18 protein-coding genes are annotated in these 17093 nt (G+C 69.8%); 9 read left to right on the forward strand and 9 right to left on the reverse strand.

The window, feature by feature from the left end; all coding sequences use genetic code 11:
- Positions 1-9: 9 nt before the first annotated feature.
- Together TY25_RS02420 and TY25_RS02425 are read right to left on the reverse strand one after the other, a co-directional pair.
- Positions 10-960, reverse strand: a complete 951-nt coding sequence (locus TY25_RS02420; RefSeq protein WP_063602694.1) for a GTP cyclohydrolase II — start codon at positions 958-960, stop codon at positions 10-12.
- Positions 957-2432, reverse strand: a complete 1476-nt coding sequence (locus TY25_RS02425) for a PfkB family carbohydrate kinase (RefSeq protein ID WP_226887333.1) — start codon at positions 2430-2432, stop codon at positions 957-959. The genes TY25_RS02420 and TY25_RS02425 overlap by 4 nt, the downstream gene beginning before the upstream one ends.
- A 485-nt stretch (positions 2433-2917) precedes the next feature.
- Between TY25_RS02425 and TY25_RS02430 the strand changes: the two genes are divergently transcribed.
- On the forward strand, positions 2918-3208 hold the full coding sequence (locus tag TY25_RS02430) for a hypothetical protein (protein WP_042253789.1): 291 nt from the start codon (positions 2918-2920) through the stop codon (positions 3206-3208).
- A 31-nt stretch (positions 3209-3239) separates the two neighbouring features.
- Positions 3240-3623, forward strand: a complete 384-nt coding sequence (locus tag TY25_RS02435) for a hypothetical protein (RefSeq protein WP_042253790.1) — start codon at positions 3240-3242, stop codon at positions 3621-3623.
- A 13-nt stretch (positions 3624-3636) separates the two neighbouring features.
- Here TY25_RS02435 and TY25_RS02440 read toward each other — a convergent pair whose 3' ends face one another.
- Genes TY25_RS02440 through TY25_RS02450 form a run of 3 tightly spaced genes read right to left on the reverse strand, consistent with a single transcriptional unit; the run spans position 3637 to position 6024 of the window.
- Positions 3637-4713: a quinone-dependent dihydroorotate dehydrogenase gene (locus TY25_RS02440; protein WP_042253791.1), complete on the reverse strand. Its 1077-nt coding sequence runs from the start codon at positions 4711-4713 to the stop codon at positions 3637-3639.
- Between the two features lie 4 nt (positions 4714-4717).
- Entirely contained in the window at positions 4718-5005 is a 288-nt protein-coding gene (locus tag TY25_RS02445) for a DUF5703 family protein (protein ID WP_226887334.1), read from the reverse strand.
- Positions 5005-6024, reverse strand: a complete 1020-nt coding sequence (locus TY25_RS02450) for an NHL repeat-containing protein (protein WP_042253793.1) — start codon at positions 6022-6024, stop codon at positions 5005-5007. The genes TY25_RS02445 and TY25_RS02450 overlap by 1 nt, the downstream gene beginning before the upstream one ends.
- 154 nt (positions 6025-6178) lie before the next feature.
- On the opposite strand from TY25_RS02450, the gene TY25_RS02455 reads away from it, so the two are divergent.
- The 6 genes from TY25_RS02455 to TY25_RS02480 all read left to right on the forward strand — a co-directional run bounded on the left by TY25_RS02455 (position 6179) and on the right by TY25_RS02480 (position 11097).
- Positions 6179-6535 (forward strand): hypothetical protein, encoded by a 357-nt coding sequence (locus TY25_RS02455; protein WP_014985022.1) that lies wholly within the window; start codon positions 6179-6181, stop codon positions 6533-6535.
- Entirely contained in the window at positions 6536-7075 is a 540-nt protein-coding gene (locus tag TY25_RS02460; RefSeq protein WP_081868629.1) for a WKL family lipoprotein, read from the forward strand.
- The gene (locus TY25_RS02465; protein WP_169744314.1) at positions 7027-9237 is read left to right on the forward strand and encodes an MMPL family transporter; all 2211 of its coding nucleotides are present in this window, start codon (positions 7027-7029) and stop codon (positions 9235-9237) included. Before TY25_RS02460 ends, TY25_RS02465 begins: the two co-directional genes overlap by 49 nt.
- Before the next feature lie 9 nt (positions 9238-9246).
- Entirely contained in the window at positions 9247-9615 is a 369-nt protein-coding gene (locus TY25_RS02470; RefSeq protein WP_042253794.1) for a YrdB family protein, read from the forward strand.
- A 214-nt stretch (positions 9616-9829) separates the two neighbouring features.
- Positions 9830-10279 (forward strand): nuclear transport factor 2 family protein, encoded by a 450-nt coding sequence (locus TY25_RS02475; RefSeq protein ID WP_226887335.1) that lies wholly within the window; start codon positions 9830-9832, stop codon positions 10277-10279.
- 62 nt (positions 10280-10341) lie between these two features.
- Positions 10342-11097: a phosphotransferase family protein gene (locus TY25_RS02480; RefSeq protein WP_042253795.1), complete on the forward strand. Its 756-nt coding sequence runs from the start codon at positions 10342-10344 to the stop codon at positions 11095-11097.
- A 147-nt stretch (positions 11098-11244) separates the two neighbouring features.
- On the opposite strand, the gene TY25_RS02485 is transcribed toward TY25_RS02480, so the two are convergent.
- The 4 genes from TY25_RS02485 to TY25_RS02500 form a co-directional block, all read right to left on the reverse strand.
- Positions 11245-12093, reverse strand: coding sequence for a heme ABC transporter ATP-binding protein (locus tag TY25_RS02485; protein ID WP_042253796.1), 849 nt, complete (start codon positions 12091-12093; stop codon positions 11245-11247).
- Positions 12094-12631: 538 nt separating this feature from the next.
- Complete coding sequence (locus TY25_RS02490) at positions 12632-13720, reverse strand: FecCD family ABC transporter permease (RefSeq protein ID WP_042253797.1); 1089 nt, start codon at positions 13718-13720, stop codon at positions 12632-12634.
- The gene (locus tag TY25_RS02495; protein ID WP_081868630.1) at positions 13717-14784 is read right to left on the reverse strand and encodes a heme/hemin ABC transporter substrate-binding protein; all 1068 of its coding nucleotides are present in this window, start codon (positions 14782-14784) and stop codon (positions 13717-13719) included. Before TY25_RS02495 ends, TY25_RS02490 begins: the two co-directional genes overlap by 4 nt.
- Before the next feature lie 60 nt (positions 14785-14844).
- The gene (locus tag TY25_RS02500; protein WP_042253798.1) at positions 14845-15813 is read right to left on the reverse strand and encodes an aldo/keto reductase; all 969 of its coding nucleotides are present in this window, start codon (positions 15811-15813) and stop codon (positions 14845-14847) included.
- Positions 15814-16076: 263 nt separating this feature from the next.
- Between TY25_RS02500 and TY25_RS02505 the strand changes: the two genes are divergently transcribed.
- Complete coding sequence (locus tag TY25_RS02505) at positions 16077-17021, forward strand: undecaprenyl-diphosphate phosphatase (RefSeq protein ID WP_063602695.1); 945 nt, start codon at positions 16077-16079, stop codon at positions 17019-17021.
- The last annotated feature ends 72 nt before the right edge of the window (positions 17022-17093 follow it).

A 17093-nucleotide genomic window follows, 5' to 3' on the forward strand; every position in this document is an offset into this window, starting at 1 on the left:
CGCGCGTCATCAGCAGCACTCCTGCTGCGGGGTGACGATCACGGTGTCCGCGCCCGCCGAATCGTCGGCGAGGGGCAGCGGCGGAACGGGCAGCGGTGTCAGCTCGAGCCGGCCGGTCTCGGCGTGCCGCTCGTGCCGGGTTCGCAACTCGGCGATGAGATCGCTGGAGCGCAGCGCGTGACCGCCGAGCAGGAGCACGCCGAGCAGCGCCGCGGTCACCGCCACGCTGATATGACCGAACGATACGAGTAAAACGGCCAGCAGCGCGATCGGCGCCATCACCACGACCTCGCGGCTGGGGAGCAGCGAGCGCAGCCGAGGCGCGGGCAGCAGCGGTGCGGGCGCGTCGAACGGGGCCAGATCCGCGGGTAGGGTGTGCCCGCGGTACAGCCGCTTGGCTTCGAGGTAGGCCCGGGCCCGGTCGCTGCGTACCGGCGTGATCAGCGGCGCGGCAATGACATGCACGCCCGCGGCGCGCACCGTCTCGATCTTGACGGGGTTGTTGGTGAGCAGCGTGACCGAGCGCAGTCCGAGCCCGGCCAGCCCACGGGCCGCCGCCTCGAAGGTGCGCGCGTCGACGGGATAGCCCAGCTGTGCGTAGCTGGTGAAGCTGTCGGTGCGGTGCTGCTCGCTGTGCCGGTATCCGCGAGCCTTCGCGACCAGTCCGAGCCCGCGACCCTCCTGCTCCAGATACACCAGGACGCCGCAGCCGGCCGCCTGGATGAGATCGAGCGCGGCGTCGAGCTCCGGACCGCAGTCGCAGTCGTCGGAGCGCAGGGTCTCGCCGTACAGGCAGCGCGAATGGATCCGGACCAGGCATCCGTCGGTGAGTTCACCGAAGATCAGCAGATGTCCTCGTTCGGTCGCGTCGTCGAGTTCGAGCACCCTGACCGGCAGGGTGCTCTCCTTGCGCGTGAACCGGTGCTCGGTCTCGGCAAGGCCGGACAGCGACGTGGTCAATGCTCCTCCGAAGCAAGTCTGACGATGCGGTCGATATCGCTGACCGGTGGCATCGCCCCGGGGACATCCCCGAACGACTGCGTTGCCACCATCGCCGCGGTCGCCCAGATGTAGTCGTTCTCATCGGCCGGTCGGCGGGTCGAGACGAGACGGTATACCAGCGCCGCCGCGAAGGCTGCCTGAGCTCCCGGTGAATCTTCCATCGCGGCGGGGAACGGCGGAATCTGGGTGCTCACGCGGTCGGACCAGACGGTGCAGCGGAAGTCCTCGATCGCGCAGACCGATCGGACCCCGAGCGCGCGCAGGCGCTGAGCCGTCGCGGCGGGGGAGGCGGCGGCGCCGTCGGGCACCATCGCGGCCAGGTCCTTGCTGGTCCCCGCGAGATAGTCGACGGCGCCGAGGTATTGGTAGAGATACTGCGGCACGCCGATCGACGGCGACGGATGGACGACGAGCAGCGGACGCGGAGACAGCCGCTGCACCAACGACAGCACGCGCTCGAGCACCGGACTCGGTTGTTCGAAGGTGAGCAGCACCGCGTCCGAGGAGGCGAGCGCGGCGTTGATCATCGGGCTGCGTAAGTCCTGGGCGCTCAAGCGGATCCGGTCGTCACGACAGCCGATGAAGCCCGCGGCGCCGGTGCTGGTGATCAGCACGGCGGTCACCGGCGTCGGTGCGTCGGGCACCACCTTCACCAGATCGGTGTCCACGCCCTGGTCGCGCAGATATTGCAGCACGCGACGGCCCGCGGCGTCGTCGCCGACCGCGGAGATCAGCCGGACCTGCAGGCCGAGCCGGGCGGCGGCCACCGCGCGACTGAGCCCCTTGCCGCCGGGATGTTCTTCGAAACTGCTGCCCTGCGTCGACGCGCCCGCCACCGGGATGTGGTCGACGAAGTACAGATGGTCGATGACGGCGTCGCCGATCACCGTGACGACGCCTGGAACTGTCGGTGTGGCAGGGGGTTTCGTGGTCGGCGGGGCGCGGAAGATCGGCGTGGTGTGCGCCGAGGCGGCGTCGTAGACCGATTCGTTGACGAGCAGGTTCGCCAGCGCGGTGAACGCGCGGCGTTCGGGGGTGGCGCGCAGCGAGCGCACGGTCGGCGCCGGCGGGATGTCTTCGGCGGCAAGGGTTTCGTGCAGCAGGCGCCACTGCTCGGTCAGGTACTCCCGGCGCTCGCCGAGGTCGGCGGCGTAGAGCCGATCGAGATCCACTGCGGCGCCGGCATTGTCGTCGCGCAGCAGCCCGAGGACGAGCTCGGCGTCGGCGATGAGCCGGTTCGTCGGCGGCAATTGCGCGGCCAGATCGCGCACGACCGGCAGCACTGCCTCTTCGGCGGAGATCCCGTTGCGGTGCGCGTGCTGGCGCACGGCCAATAGATCCAGTAGCGGCGCGACGTCTATCTCGGTGGTGCGCAGGCGGTCCAGGCTGAGTCCGGACCGCTTGCACAGTCGCGTGAGGATGTTGCGCACGGCAACCACTCCCGAGTCCTGCGGGACCATGGCGGGCTCGACCTCTCTCGTCGTCGTTGCTGAGGGGTATACCCGCGTCCGCCGAAAATCGGCGTTTAGCCCGCGGGCGAACTGTCAATTACCAACCTACAACGGCAATTGACGGTCCGATACGGCAAATGCCACACTGGGTTCGGCGAGGCATCGCCTCCCAGCCACCTCGGGAGGGGACCCGGAGATGAAAACAGTTCTCCTGATTCGGCACAACCGGCGGCGCAGGCCGCACCGGCACCTCGGTACCGACACCGAGCTCGAGCCGAACCTGGTCGGAGCCTAGGCGGGGCGCGGCGCAGTTCTCGCAGACCCCCTACGCAGGCCGGCCACGGTCGGCATCGCATCGCTTCCGCGAGGAAGCCGCACCGGTTCGCGCGCTGCGCCGACCGGGCTCACCAACCTCGAGTGCAGCAGCACGCGCCCGTGCGACGACCCACCTGGAGGAGGCCGCCGTGACGATTTTCGAGAACAGCCGATCGATGACGAGCAGTGTCTGCGGCGAATGGGCGGAACGGGTGGCCGGACGCGCCGAACCGGCCTGGCTCGTGAGCTGGCTACCGCACCGGCTGAGCCACGAGCAGGCCAGAGCGGCAATGGAATTGGGTGAGCTGCTGAGCCGCCCGGACTTCGCGTCGGACGGTCCGGCGCAGACGCGGGCCGAAACCTCGGCCGGTGTCCTCGGCATCACCGTGCGGCAGGCCCTGGAGCTGCTGCACCGGCGGGTGCGGGACAGACATTCGTGAACACGTTCGATTTGTTGGACCGGAGGCAGTCATGACTGTGCACATCACCTTCTGGACTATGACCAGCGATATCACCCCCGAATGGGCGTACCGCGAAGCGGACGGCACGGACCGGTGGCGGTTGAGCTGGCTGCCCGATCGCCTGCTCAGCGCCGAGCAGGCGCAGCTCGGTATGGAACTCGACGAACTGCTGAGCGACCTGAGCGCGGTGCACGACCGCGCGGTGCAGGATCGGATCGATGTCTGCGCCGAGCAGATCGGGATACCGCGCACCGGCGCGCTGTTGCTGCTGGCCCGTCGGATGGCGGTGCGGCTGCACCAGGAACGGGCGGCTGCGGCCGCTTCGCCGGGACGCAACCCGCGGTCGCACCCGCTGCGCGGGCACCTCGTCGAACCGCCGTACGTCCTCGGCTGAGCCGCGAACGGGCTCAGGCGTTGGCGGTGTGCTCGGCACCGACCGCGTCGGCCAGGCTCCGATATCCGTTGGCGCGCAGGCGTTCGGCGAGACCGCGATGGATCTTGCGGGTCCAGAACGGGCCGCCGTAGATGAAGCCGGTGTAGCCCTGCAGCAGGGTGGCGCCGGCCAGGATGCGTTCCCAGGCCTGGTCGGCGGTTTCGATACCGCCGACCGAGATGAGGACGAGACGGTCGCCCACACGGCGGTACAGGCGGCGCAGCACGTCGAGCGAGCGGTCGGCGACGGGCGCGCCGGACAGCCCGCCCGCGCCCATGGCGGCGACCTCGGCGGCGGCGGTGGCCAGGCCGTCGCGGCGGATGGTGGTGTTGGTGGCGACGATGCCCGCCAGGCCGAGTTCCACGGCGAGGTCGGCGACGGCGTCGATGTCCTCGTCGGACAGGTCGGGGGCGATCTTCACCAGCACCGGCACCCGCACGCTGTCCAGCACCGCCTGCAACAGGGGGCGCAGCGATTCGACGGCCTGCAGGTCGCGCAGGCCCGGGGTATTGGGGGAGCTGACGTTGACGACGACGAAGTCGGCGAGCGGGCCGAGCAAAGCCGCGCTGATCGCGTAATCGCCTGCGGCGTCGGCGGCTTCGACGATTTTGGTCTTGCCGATGTTCGCGCCGATCGGCACCCCGCCGCGCCGGTCGCGCAGCTGGGCGGCGGCCGCCGCGGCACCGAAGTTGTTGAACCCCATACGATTGATGAGCGCGCGATCGGCGGGCAGCCGGAACAGGCGCGGCGCGGGGTTACCCGGCTGGGCCTGGGCGGTGACGGTGCCGATCTCGGCGAAGCCGAAACCCAGTGGCGCCCACGCGTCGACGCCGTCGGCGTTCTTGTCGAAGCCGGCGGCCAAGCCGAGCGGCGCGGGGAATTCGACGCCGAACGCGGTATTGCGCAGGATCGGATCGTCGGTGACGAAGAACTTGGTCATCAGCCAGCGGGTCGGCGCGAGCCGGCCGCACACCCGCATCGTGGCGAAGACCAGGTGGTGGATCCGCTCCGGCGGGACCAGGAACATCAGGCGTAATAACAGGGCGTACATCGGCTCACATTCCCGGTTCGGGCTGGGGTAGTGCGGTTTTTCGGCGGCGCAGCAGCACCCGGCGGCTGCCGTCGGTGTAAGCCCGCACGCGGGACAACTCCCAGCCCCCGAATTCGGCCTGGATGGCCAGCCGCATCGAGGCCGTCACCCGGGTCACCTCGGGTGGCAGCCGCAGCGGCACGTATTCGTAATCGTCACTGGTGGTCTCCCACCCGGCAGGCAGGGCGCGCGGGCGCACCGTCCGCCTGCCGGAATGATGTGCTGAGGCTGGTTCGTCCGCTGCCCGAGTCATCAGTGCCCTCTCTTCCGATCGTCCGCGCGGATCCGCTGCAGACCGTCGCCGGTCGCGGAACCCACGAACATGTCACCGGTGCGCTGCTCGACGGTCACCGAGTTCGGCTGCCGGACGGTGGCGTACCGCCCCACCTCTTTCGGTATACCCGTCGACAGATCGAAGCCGACGACTTCGTTGGTCTGTGTGCACGTCACCCACACGGTGTCGGACCGCTGGTCGTAGGCAATCGCGTAAGGCGAAGAGTTTACCGGGAATCGCTGGTGCAGGACGAGAGGTCCGGCGCTGAAGACCAGCAGTTCGCCCCCGTCGGTGTCGGTGACCAGCACCCGGCCGAACCGGTCGGAGATCATGTTGGTGGCCCCGTCACCGGCGCGAAGGGCCAGGCCGAGGGACTTTTTGCCGAGTTCGATCTCGGTCACCGAGGTCTGCTTGCGATCCAGAACTGTGACGTGATCGTCGGTCAGCGCCAGCGCGTCGGCCGAGGCGAGTCCCGAGACGGTACGGGTGGTCTTGCCCTCGGGCGAGAGCGTGCGCACCTTGCCGTCGGCGGTGCCGACGATCAGCGTGTCGTCCGCGCGGCGCTGCACCGAGCGGGCGTCGCCGTCGACCGCGACCTCGGTGAGCGCACCACTCGCGACGTCGACGCGCAGGACGCGCTCGGGCGCGGGGACCAGGACTTCGCCCGGCTTGCCCTGCACGAGCGCGGCGCCCCGGGCGGGCAGCGAAATCGTGCGCGGGTTCGGCGTGTCGGGATCGATGAGCAGCAGCGTGTCGCCGTTGGTGCCGAGTGCCGCGATCCGCCCGGTGGACTCCTCGGCGAGCAGTGCGCCGATCGGTGTGGTCACGCCGACGACATCGCCTGCGGGGCGGGCACTCTGGGCGGGTGCGACCGCGGCGGTGGCGGGATCCCGGGTGGCCAGATCGTCCCCGTCGGAACTCGAGGAGCATCCGGTCAGCAGCAGCACGGCCGCTACTGCGGAGATCGCCGCCGATTCCACCCAACCGCGAGCGGGCATCCTCCGAACTCCTTCTACCGACGAATCAACCGCAACCCAACCATCTGACCATGTCGGTATACCGGCATGGCGTACCGGGGTGTCGGCGGACGGTGAATGTCGGTGACGCGGGTTACCGTTGAGTTGAAACAGTGTCCAAATCAGGGAGAGCCGGTTGATAGCCGACCACACGTCGGGGTTTGCCATCGATGACATCACCGTTGGTCCGTTCGCGCACGGGTTCGGGACCACCGCCGACGGCAGGCCGTATGCGTTTCGCACGGTCCGCGCCACGCTCACGCTGGAGATCTACCGGGCCGACCTGGCCGACGACATGCCCGGCCCGGACGACGTCGTCGCCGTCGCGCAGGCCCGCGTCACCGATATCGACCTCGACGACGAACGCAGCGTCGTCGCTCTCGTCCGCGACACCATCCCCGCCGCCGTGCCCACCGCCGCCATCCCGGATCGGGAAATGACCACGGTGCGCGCGTTGCTGGGACGAATCAGTTCCGTCATAGATGGTATGTAGATGGTGATGCCCTACACACGATTCGCCCGCACCGCGCTGCTCGCGGCCGTTCTGCTCACCGTCGCCGCGTCCGGGGCGTGCAGCACCGGCCCGGACGAGGCCGCCGTCGACGCCGCCCGGTCCTCGGCCAACGCGTCGTTGTCCGCCTCGATCACCACGTCCTCGCTGGCCGCGCATCCGCCGCTGCCGAGCGCCGCGCAACTGGACGCGCAGATCAAACGCGCGCTCGATCCGGCCCTGCCCGACAGCGAACGCACCGACCTGATCGAGGACGGCGACGCGTTCCGCACCGCGATCCCCGACATGTACAAAGCGCTGCAAGACAATCCGCGCGCGATCTACGGCGTCACCGACCCGGTGTTCGACAACCACGACGGCACGCTCACCGCGACCATGCGGCTGGACAAGGACGGCACCGGCACGGCCGTGCGCACCACCGTGGTGCACTTCGTGCTGCTCGACGGCAAATGGAAGATCTCGCGCACCGACCTGTGCGGCATCCTGCGTTCGGCCGACTACCGCACGCCGGCCTGCGGCTGACCCGGATCGTGTCGGATCTGCGCAGCGGGCGCGTCGAGGCGGGGCCACGGGCCGCGCGAGGGGAGTCGAAGCTGCACAGCGGGCTGCTGCGCTGGGGGCGATGCGTCTATCGGCATCGTTATGTGGTGCTCGCGGTGTTCGCGTTGGCGGTGGTGCTGTCGGGGCTGTTCGGCCGTGACCTCGCGGGCCGGCTGACCCAGGAGGGCTGGTTCGACGAATCGAGCGAATCGGTGGCGGCCTCGAAGATCGCCGACGCCACCTTCGGCCGAGACACCGACAGCGACCTGATCCTGCTCTACACGGTGCCCACGGGCACGACGGTCGACGATCCCGCGGTCCGGTCGGCCGTGACCGGCGCGCTGAACGATCTGCTGGCCCGGTTCCCCGAGCGCATCCTGAAGATCGACAGCTACTGGGACAGCCCGTTCGCCGCCAACGCCACCGACGCCTCGCGCACGCACGCGTTCGCCAGCGTCGGGCTGCGCGGTGAAGGCACCGCGACCGTGGAGAACTACGCCGCGATCAAAGACCACCTCGGCGCCGGGCGTGACGGCGGCGGTCCCGGCGGTACGACGGTCCAGCTGGCCGGATTGCAGCCCGTGCTGGCCGGGCTGAACACCGGCATGCAGAACGACATCCACCGGGCCGAACTGATTGCGCTGCCGCTGGTGGCGATCCTGCTGTACTTCGTGTTCGGCGGCGTGGTCGGCGCGTTGCTGCCGGTGCTGATCGGCGGCATGACGATCATGGGCACCGCGGGCATCATGCGGGTGCTCACCGGCTTCATCGACGTGAACGTCTTCGCGAGCACCGTGATGACGCTGGTCAGCCTCGGGCTCGCGATCGACTACGGGCTGTTCACCGTCACCCGGTTCCGGGAGGAACTCGCGGCCGGGCACACCGTCGAGGAGGCGACCGCGCGCACCGTCGCCACGGCCGGGCGCACCGTGCTGTTCTCCGCGGCGATCATCGCGGTCAGCCTGGCCGCGCTGTTCATCTTCCCGAACGGGGTGCTGCGCTCGGTGCCCTACGGCGGCATCAGTTCGGTGCTGCTCGCCGCGCTGCTCTCGGTGACCGCGCTGCCCGCCGCGCTGAGCATCGCGGGCCGGCGCATCGATTTCCTGGGCTGGAAACGGTTCTCCCGCACCAAAACCGAGGCACAGATCGACGCGGGCTTCTTCTCCCGCCTCGCGCAATGGTCGATGCGCAGGCCCTGGGCCGTCGCGGTGCCGATCGTGCTCGCGCTGCTGGCGCTGAGTATTCCGTTCCGGCACATCGAATTCGGCGGGATCAGTGAGAAATATCTCGGCGCGCAGAACCCGGCCCGGGTCGCCCAGGAACGATTCGACGAACTGTTTCCCAGTTTCCGCACCGAACCGCTGAAGCTGCTCGTGCTCGGCGCGAATCCGCAGCAGCTCAGCGATATTCGCTACGAAGCCAGCCGGATACCGGGCCTCACCGGACGATTCGAGCCGTCGGCGGCGACCAAGGACGGCATCAACGTGCTGCAAGCCGGGCTGGTGGACAAACAGGACTCCGATCGGGTGATCGATGCGCTGCGCGCGATACCGGAGCCGCCTGGCGTGCGCGTCATGGTGGCGGGGGTGCCCGCGCTCGAACGCGACAGCATCAACGGATTGTTGCGCGGACTGCCGGTGCTGGTGGCATTGCTCGCGGCCGCGGCACTGGCGCTGATGTACGCGGCGTTCCGGTCGATCGTGCTGGCGGTCAAGGCCGTGGCGATGAGCGCGTTGAGTCTGGTGTCCACCCTCGGTGTGCTCACCTGGGTGTTCGTCGAGGGGCACGGTTCGGGGATCTTCCATTTCACCCCTGGCCCGTTGATGTTCGCGGTCCTGGCGTTGATCGTGACCGTGGTGTTCGGACTTTCCACCGACTACGAGGTGTTCCTGCTGTCCCGGGTGGCCGAAGCGCGCGCCGGCGGCGCCGACCCGCCCGAGGCGATCCGGTACGGCATCGCCCACACCGGCGGCGTGATCACCTCTGCCGCAGCCATTCTCATCGTCGTCACCGGCGCGTTCGGCTTCTCCGATCTGGTGCTGATGAAATACATCGCCTACGGGATGATCGCTGCGCTCATCCTCGATGCCACCGTCATTCGCATGCTGCTGACGCCCGCGGTGTTGAAGATCGTCTGGCGCTGAGGGGGATTCGTGCGTGCCGTCAACCTTGTCGTGATGTTCCTGCTGGAGCTGGGCGTCATTGCGGGCGCTGCTGTTTGGGGATTTTCGGTATCCGGCGGGCTGGTCGTGCGGGTGGTCGCGGGTGTGCTGGCGCCGCTGCTGTTCATTCTGATGTGGGCGATGTTCGGTGCGGCCGCCGACGCGCGGTTCCCGCTCACGGGCGCGTGGCGTGTTGCGCTGGAACTGATCTGGTTCGGCGGTGGCGCGCTCGCCTGGTCCACCGCCGTCCATCCGCTGGCCGGGGCGCTGTTCTTCGCCGTCTGGGCGGTGAATGCCGTTATGCGCGTGCTGATCCAGGGCGGGCTGCACGTCGACCTCGCGCCGACCGCCGGCGAGTAGCGGCTATTTCAGGAGTTCGATCACCGGGGCGAAGGCCTCCATATCCGATTCCAGCATCGTGAAGTAGGCGATGCCGTAGCGTTCGCGGATCTCCCGCACTCGGTCGGGTGTTTGCGGATGCTGGCTATCCGACGCGTCGTGGGAGTCGTGGGGACGGGCGGTATTACCTCGCAGGTAATCGACGTGGTGCGGGTGGCGGGGGGAGAGTGGGCGGGTGGATGTTGTGGAGGAGAGTGCGACGCGTGCCGTCGTGACGGAACTGCTCGGTCGGATCGGGGCGGGTGAGGCGGAGGCCATCGCCGCGCTCTATGCGCCGGTGAGCGATTGGCAGCTGGATTGGCCCGAGGACGAGCACGGGCGCACGGCGACACCGTGGATCCGGCACCGTGCGACGCGCGCGGACGTCGCCGAGCACTTTCGTGAGATCGCCCGCCACCACGTGCCCGAGGAAGTCGGAACTGTGATCGAACGCATCCTCGTCGACGGCCCCGACGCGGTGATCCTCGGCGAGATCCGCCAAACGGCCCGCACCACCCGCCGCGCCTACCGATCCCGCTTCGCCCTGCACGTGACCGTCGAGAACAGCCTCATCACAAGGCATCACGTCTACGAGGACAGCCTCGCGGTAGCCCAAGCCTTCGAGCCGTCGTCACCCGCAGGCTGACGGGTGTAGCTCCTCTCGCCCGCCGATAAACCTGGCGACAGCGGCTGACGTGGCCGACGATAATGGCCCGTGTGGGAAACGTCGAGGTTGTGGTGGCGCATCACGACTGTGCGACCTTGCGGGTCGGGGAGGCGTTCCTGAAAGTCGACGGAGATCAGGGGCGGACCGACGTCGAGGTCGCGGCGATGGAGTTGGCGCCGATTCCGACGCCGCAAGTGCTGTGGCGCAAGCCGCCTGTGCTCGCGCTCGCCGCTCTTCGTGGCACGCCGCTCGGTCGACTCGGTCGACCTTCGACCGCGTCGCGGGCGGCGTGGACTGCGGCGGGCGCGGTGGTACGCCGACTGCACGATGCGCCGCTGCCGCCGTGGCCCGGTCGCACCGTTGACGGGCTTGCTGCGGAACTGGACGGCGAATGCGAGTGGATCGTCGCCAACGGTGTCCTTCCCGTGGAGGTGGTCGTGCGCAATCGCCGGGTCGCCGAGGCCGCGTTGCGACCGTGGACGCCGGTGTTCACGCACAGCGACCTCCAGGTCGCGCACGTGTTCGTCGAGGGTGACGAGGTCACCGGTGTGCTCGACTGGACCGAGGCGGCCTGCGGCGACGCCCTGTTCGACCTCGCCACCCTGACACTCGGGCACCCCGAGCATCTCGATGACGTGCTGGCCGGTTACGGCACCGAGGTCGACCGGGAGGTGATCCGCGCCTGGTGGTCCCTGCGCAGCCTGCGCGGCATCCGCTGGCTCACCGAACACGGCTTCGACCCGACCACCCCGGGCGGCGAGATCGACATCCTGCGCCGCGCGGCCCTGCCCGGCTGAGTGCCGGTTCGGAAAGTCTTTGCGACACAACCCCATCCGTTGCTGTCCGAGCCCGGGTAGCGCCGCCTGGCGGCGCGCCGATATCGGTTCCGGCGGCTCATCGACGCCCGATCACTGGGCTCGATCTCGTCGTCCGCCGAGGAGGGTTCAGCGGCGGACGGGCAGGACGAGTTGGGCGCCGGTTTCGGGGTGATCGAGGACTTCGACGGGGTGCTGGTAGACGCGGGTGAGCAGGTCGGTGGTGAGGACCTTGCGGGGTGGGCCGTCGGCGGCGATGCGGCCCGCCTCGAGGACGGCTACGCGGTCGGCGTAGGCGGCGGCGATGCCGAGGTCGTGCAGGACGATGACGACGGCGGCACCGGCGCGGGCGCGGGCGGTGGCCAGGTGCAGCACGGCTTCCTGGTGGCCGAGGTCGAGGGCGGCGGTGGGTTCGTCCAGCAGCAGGGTGCCGGTGTCCTGGGCGAGCACCCGGGCCAGCGCGACGCGGGCGCGTTCGCCGCCGGACAGGGTCGGAAACGACCGGGCGGCAAGGTGTTCCACGTCGGCAGCGGCCAGCGCGGCGGCGATCCGTTCGTCGTCGAGTTCTCGGCGTTCGGTGCGCAGCCATGGCGCGCGGCCCATCGCGACGACCTCGCGCGCGGTGAACGGGAAACCGACGGTGTGGGATTGCGGGAGCACGGCGCGCCGGCGCGCCATGTCCAGTGGCGACCAGTGGGTCAGCGCGTGCCCTTCGAGTTCGATCACGCCGGTGCTGGGCGTGAGTTCCCCGGCCAGCGCCGCCAGCAAGGTGGACTTGCCCGCCCCGTTCGGCCCGACCAGCGCGACGATCTCCCCTGCGACCACATCGAAATCGACGTCTTCGAGCACCCGCCGCTGCGCACTGTGCGCCCCGCGCCGCTCCACGCTCACCCCGCGCGCCCGCAACGTCACCGCGCCCGCCGCCGGCGCCGCCGGCACCTCATGCGTCCGCGCGAACACCTGCCGCACCCCACTCATCGACCACCTCGCACACCCAGCGCCCATGCCCCGCAAGAACTTCGCGTCGATGTCGCGCCATGACGCACGTGCTTCGAGATCCGGCGACGCCGAGCGGTCCTCGGCAATTGGGCGTTCGCTTCGTCCTGCGACCGGCCGGGCGGTCGATGCCGAACGGCAGGGCCGCGTGGCGGACCTGCCGTCGCTGTGCCTTCGCGCCGGGGCGCACCGTCCCGGCAGGACTGCGACGCGAGCCACCGCGGCACTACTTGGCCCGCCTGCATCGCACGACCCCTGCTGATCGGTGCAGACGCGCCGCCCGCGGGGTGCCGGTCCGGTGACAGCCGACCCGGAGTGTGCGCGGCGGCCACCACGGGTCGCGACTCCGAGGAACGCCGCGTCGACGCGCACCTGCTCGGCTGCTTCGCCGATCCGATGGCACAACCCTGCCCGGCGTGCACGGAAAACGCCGCCACCGCACCGGCTGCCACCCTCTCCGCGTCGTCGAGCACGAAGAACGCCGACTTGCCGAGGTTCGACGCACCAGCGCGCACGCCGCTCATGCCCACCCTCCGGCGCGGGCGCGGGTGCGGCGGAGCAACCAGAAGAAGAAGGGTCCACCGATGAGGGAGGTGAGCATGCCGAGGGGGAGGTCGGCGTTGTGGACGAGGGAGCGGGCGGCGACGTCGGCGGCCAGCAGCACCACCGCGCCGAGGATGGCGCTCAACGGGATCAGCACGCGGTGCCCGGGGCCGACGAGCATGCGCACCAGATGCGGCACGATCAACCCGACGAACAGCACGATCCCGGTGAACGCGACCCCCGCGGTGGCGAGCACGGCGACGATCAGGATGACGTTGCGCCGCAACCGTTCCACGTCGACGCCGAGATGCCGCGCGGACGCCTCACCGAGTGCGAGCAGGTCCAGGCGGGGCGCGATGACTACGGCCGCGGTGATGCCGACGGCGCTCAGGATCCCGACGATGCGCACCGAATCCCAGGTGGCACCGTTGAGCGAACCGAGCTGCCAGAACACGATCTGATCGCGTGCGGCGGGCGAGGCGACGAACAGCAGGAACGCGATGAGCCCGCCCGCGAACGCGTTGATCGCGACACCCGTGAGCACCAGCGTGACCACCTCGGTGCGCCCGTTGGAGCGAGCGAGCACATACACCAGCGCGGTGGTGGCCAGCCCGGCGGCGAACGCGGCCGCGGCCACGGACCAGGCGGCGACGAACGCCCCGCCGATCACGATGACCGTGCCCGCCCCGACCGCCGCACCCGCGGACACACCGATCACACCGGGTTCGGCGAGCGGATTGGCGAACACGCCCTGTAGCAGTCCGCCCGCGGTCGCCAGTGCCGCGCCGACGAGCATCGCGAGCAGCACCCGCGGGAACCGCACCTCCCACAGCGTCACCTCGCCGGCGGGATGCGCGGGCATCGGTCCCCAGTCGAGGCCGATCCGGTGCAGCACGCTACCCGCCACTTCGGCGGGGGTGGTCGGCACCTGCCCGATCGCGGCGGAAGCGAGCGCGAGCCCGATCAGCCCGAGGATCGCGACCACGAAAATCACTGTGGTGCGCGAACGACCACGCGATCTCGGGGTGGGAGTGACTGGCTTCGCGGCGGTGGTGGTTTCGCTCATGCGGGTTTCGTGCCGTACACGGCCTCGGCGAGGGCCGTGATGACCCGGCCGGTGTTGGGGCCGAAGCTGAGCACCACGGTGTCGGCCATGTCGACAACCCGCTTGTTGCGTCCGGCGGGCGTCTGCGCGATGCCCGGCACCTTCTCCAAGCCGTCGACGCCGCCCACGGATTTCAGCCCGTCGGACATCACGATGAGCACGTCCGGCGCGGCCCCGATCATGGCCTCGCTGGTGATCGTGATGAACGGCTCGGACAGCGCCGAACCCGCGTCGTCTCCGCCGATCGCGGCGATCAGGGTGTCCGCGCCCGAACCAGGGCCCGCCAGCATCGTGATTGCGGTGGAGCGCAGGTACAGGAACGCCATCTTCAGTTTCGGATCCTGCGGGGGCACCGCGGCGATGGCGGCCGCGATCTCGTCCTTGGTGCGCTGCGCGAGCGCGCGGCCGCGATCGGGCACACCGAGGGCGGCGGCGACGGCTTCGATCTGCGGGCCGACGCCGTCCATGGTCCGTTTCGGATCGAAGAAGACCAGGTTCACCCCGGCCGCGCGCAACTGCTCGCGCAACTGCGGGGTCACCGTGACGTCGTCGGTCAGGAACACCGAAGGACGAAGGGCCAGTACACCTTCCAGGTTCAAGGACCCGTTGCCGCCGGCCACGATCGGCACGTTCTGGATGGCGGGGTTGGCGACGGTGCCGCGCCCGATCAGCTTGGGCCCCAAGCCCAGTGCGTACACGACCTGGGCCAGGGTGCCGTAGCGGTCGACGGCGATGATGCGGCTCGCGTCGGTGATGGTGACGTCGGTGCCGTCGAAGGAGCGCACCGTCACCGGCAGCGTCGGCGTGGGCTCGGACCCGATCGGCACCGGATCGAGGTCGGTGAGTTTCGCGGTTGCGGGGCCGCGCTGGCCGGAGTTCGTTGCGGCACTGTCGGTACCGCATGCCGCGGTCGTCACCGCCAGGGTGAGTGCGAGCACCGCGAGCACGCACCGGGTCAGCCCCGCTCGGCCACGACCGATGCGCTGCGCCTGGACGGACGGGTCTGCCGACGTCGCATGCCTCATGAAGGTAAGCCTAAGACGTGCCGTGCGGCGGCAGGCAGGCGGCACACGCGCGGGCGGTGATCATTCGGCGCGGGCGCTCACGTCGTCCAGCGCGGCGGCGATCGCCCGCGGCAGCTCGAGCGCCTCGGCCGCGAGCACGCCGGTGAGCTGACCGATATCGCGCGCGCCGACGATCATGCTCGCCACGCTCGGCCGGTCCCGGATCCAGGCCAGCGCGACGGCCAGCGGCGAGGTGCCGAGCCCGTCGGCGGCGGTGACCAGCGCGTCGACCACGCGCGTCGCCCGCTCGTCGAGACTGTCGCGGATATCGGCGGCGGTCGATTCGTCCGCGCCCCGCGAATCCGCGGGCACGCCGTCGCGATACTTGCCGGTGAGGATGCCGCCCGCGAGCGGCGACGAGGCGATCACCCCGACGCCGTGATGCTGTGCCGCGGGCACGAAATCGGTTTCCGCGCCTCGCGCGAGCAACGAGTACGGCGTCTGCGCGGCACTGATCGGGGCGAGCGCGGCGAGGCTGGCCAGCTGCCAGGCGTTGAACCCGCGCACGCCCGCGTAGCGGACCCGCCCGGACCGGACCGCGAGTTCCAGCGTCGCGGCGACCTCGTCGAGCGGGGTCCGCGGATCCCAGACCGCGACGTTCCAGATGTCGAGATGGTCGGTGCCGAATTCGAGCAGGGTCCGATCGAGCTGACGTAGTAGCGCGCGCCGGGACGTATCGACGGCGGAATACGTCGCGTCCGGGACGGCGGGCCCGGCCGGGGCGGGCGTCACCCGCGGCGCGATACCCGCGCACCCGCTGAGCACCAGATCGTCGCGGGAGACCAGATCGCCGAGCAGCTCGGCCAGGATCCGCTGCGCGCCGCCGCCGGTGTAGGCGGGGGAGGTGTCGACGAGCGTGCCGCCCGCTTCGACGAACGCCGCCAGCTGCACCGCGGCGTCGTCGGTATCCGTGTGCGCACCCCAGGTATGGGTCGCCAATCCGATTCGGGACACCCGTAGGCCGCTGTGGCCGACCGTCCGCTGTTCCATCACCGTGCCCGCGCAATCGTCACGGCGCCAAGCCTAGAGCGTGCGCGGCCGTGCGGTCGCCCACCGCGCAGTGCGCTCGCGCGTCGCGGCGGATCCGGTGGCAGCGAGCGGCGGGCATGCCCCGTACGCGCCGACACTGTACTGTCGCTGCGGGATTGCGGCCGACCCCACGGCATCGCGACCCACCAGTTGACCAATTGCCCAGTCGGAACGGTTCTTTCGGGCAGCACGGATGGAGGCGGAATGAGTGACCGGGAGGCTGCATGACCGGCGAATCGATGACCTGGTTGCAGGCACTGGTGCTCGGTCTGGTGCAGGGACTGACAGAGTTCCTGCCGATTTCCTCGTCCGCGCACCTGCGGATCGTGTCCGGGGTGTTCTTCGGTGACGACGCGGGCGCCTCGTTCACCGCGGTCACCCAGCTGGGCACCGAGGCCGCCGTGCTGGTCTATTTCGCCAAGGACATCTGGCGGATCGTGCAGGCCTGGTTCACCGTGCTCGGCCGCAAGCTGTCCGCCGTCCGCGAAACCGTCCCGATCACCGAACAGGTGACCACCCGACTGCCCGTCGTGACGAACGCGGAGGCGGACCGCTACTTCGACGAGGAACGTCAGCGCGAACTGGACTATCGGATCGGGTGGTATGTGATCATCGCCACCATCCCGATCGGCGTGCTCGGCTACCTGTTCAAGGACGTGATCCGCACCGCGGCGCGCAACCTGTGGCTGATCTCGTTCATGCTCATCGCGTTCGCCCTGGTGATCGCCGCGGCCGAATACTACGGCCGCAAGCAGCGCCCGATCGAACGGCTGACCACCCGCGACGGCCTGGTGATGGGTTTCGCGCAGTGTCTCGCGCTGATCCCGGGTGTGTCGCGGTCGGGCGCCACCTCGTCGGCGGGTCTGTTCCTGGGCCTGACTCGCGAAGCGTCCGTGCGCTTTTCGTTCCTGCTCGCGATTCCCGCGGTGACCGCCTCGGGCCTGTTCAGCATCCCCGACGCGTTCAAACCGGCCGGTGAGGGGCTCAACGCGAGCGGACCGCAGCTGCTGGTGGCGACGATCCTGGCATTCGCCGTCGGTTACGCGTCGGTGGCGTGGCTGCTGAAGTTCGTGGCGAAGCATTCGCTGGACTGGTTCGTCGGGTACCGCATCCTGCTCGGTCTGACCGTGATGGGGTTGCTCGCGACCGGGGTCGTGTCGGCCACATGAGTATCGCCGCGGCCGTGGGGCACGTGGCCGACGGCGGCCGACGAAGTGGGGGCCGGTCCGGCCGCATGACTA

Origin of the sequence: Nocardia brasiliensis NBRC 14402 (assembly GCF_000308475.2) — a bacterium.
Classification (GTDB): Bacteria; Actinomycetota; Actinomycetes; order Mycobacteriales; family Mycobacteriaceae; genus Nocardia; species Nocardia brasiliensis.

Coding starts and splice junctions, on each gene's coding strand:
- TY25_RS02435 (WP_042253790.1), top strand. CDS start 3,240: ATGACTGTGCACATCACCTTCTGGACTATGACCAGCGATATCACCCCC.
- TY25_RS02440 (WP_042253791.1), bottom strand. CDS start 4,713: ATGTACGCCCTGTTATTACGCCTGATGTTCCTGGTCCCGCCGGAGCGG.
- TY25_RS02445 (WP_226887334.1), bottom strand. CDS start 5,005: ATGACTCGGGCAGCGGACGAACCAGCCTCAGCACATCATTCCGGCAGG.
- TY25_RS02450 (WP_042253793.1), bottom strand. CDS start 6,024: ATGCCCGCTCGCGGTTGGGTGGAATCGGCGGCGATCTCCGCAGTAGCG.
- TY25_RS02460 (WP_081868629.1), top strand. CDS start 6,536: ATGGTGATGCCCTACACACGATTCGCCCGCACCGCGCTGCTCGCGGCC.
- TY25_RS02480 (WP_042253795.1), top strand. CDS start 10,342: ATGGCCCGTGTGGGAAACGTCGAGGTTGTGGTGGCGCATCACGACTGT.
- TY25_RS02485 (WP_042253796.1), bottom strand. CDS start 12,093: ATGAGTGGGGTGCGGCAGGTGTTCGCGCGGACGCATGAGGTGCCGGCG.
- TY25_RS02490 (WP_042253797.1), bottom strand. CDS start 13,720: ATGAGCGAAACCACCACCGCCGCGAAGCCAGTCACTCCCACCCCGAGA.
- TY25_RS02495 (WP_081868630.1), bottom strand. CDS start 14,784: ATGAGGCATGCGACGTCGGCAGACCCGTCCGTCCAGGCGCAGCGCATC.
- TY25_RS02500 (WP_042253798.1), bottom strand. CDS start 15,813: ATGGAACAGCGGACGGTCGGCCACAGCGGCCTACGGGTGTCCCGAATC.
- TY25_RS02505 (WP_063602695.1), top strand. CDS start 16,077: ATGACCGGCGAATCGATGACCTGGTTGCAGGCACTGGTGCTCGGTCTG.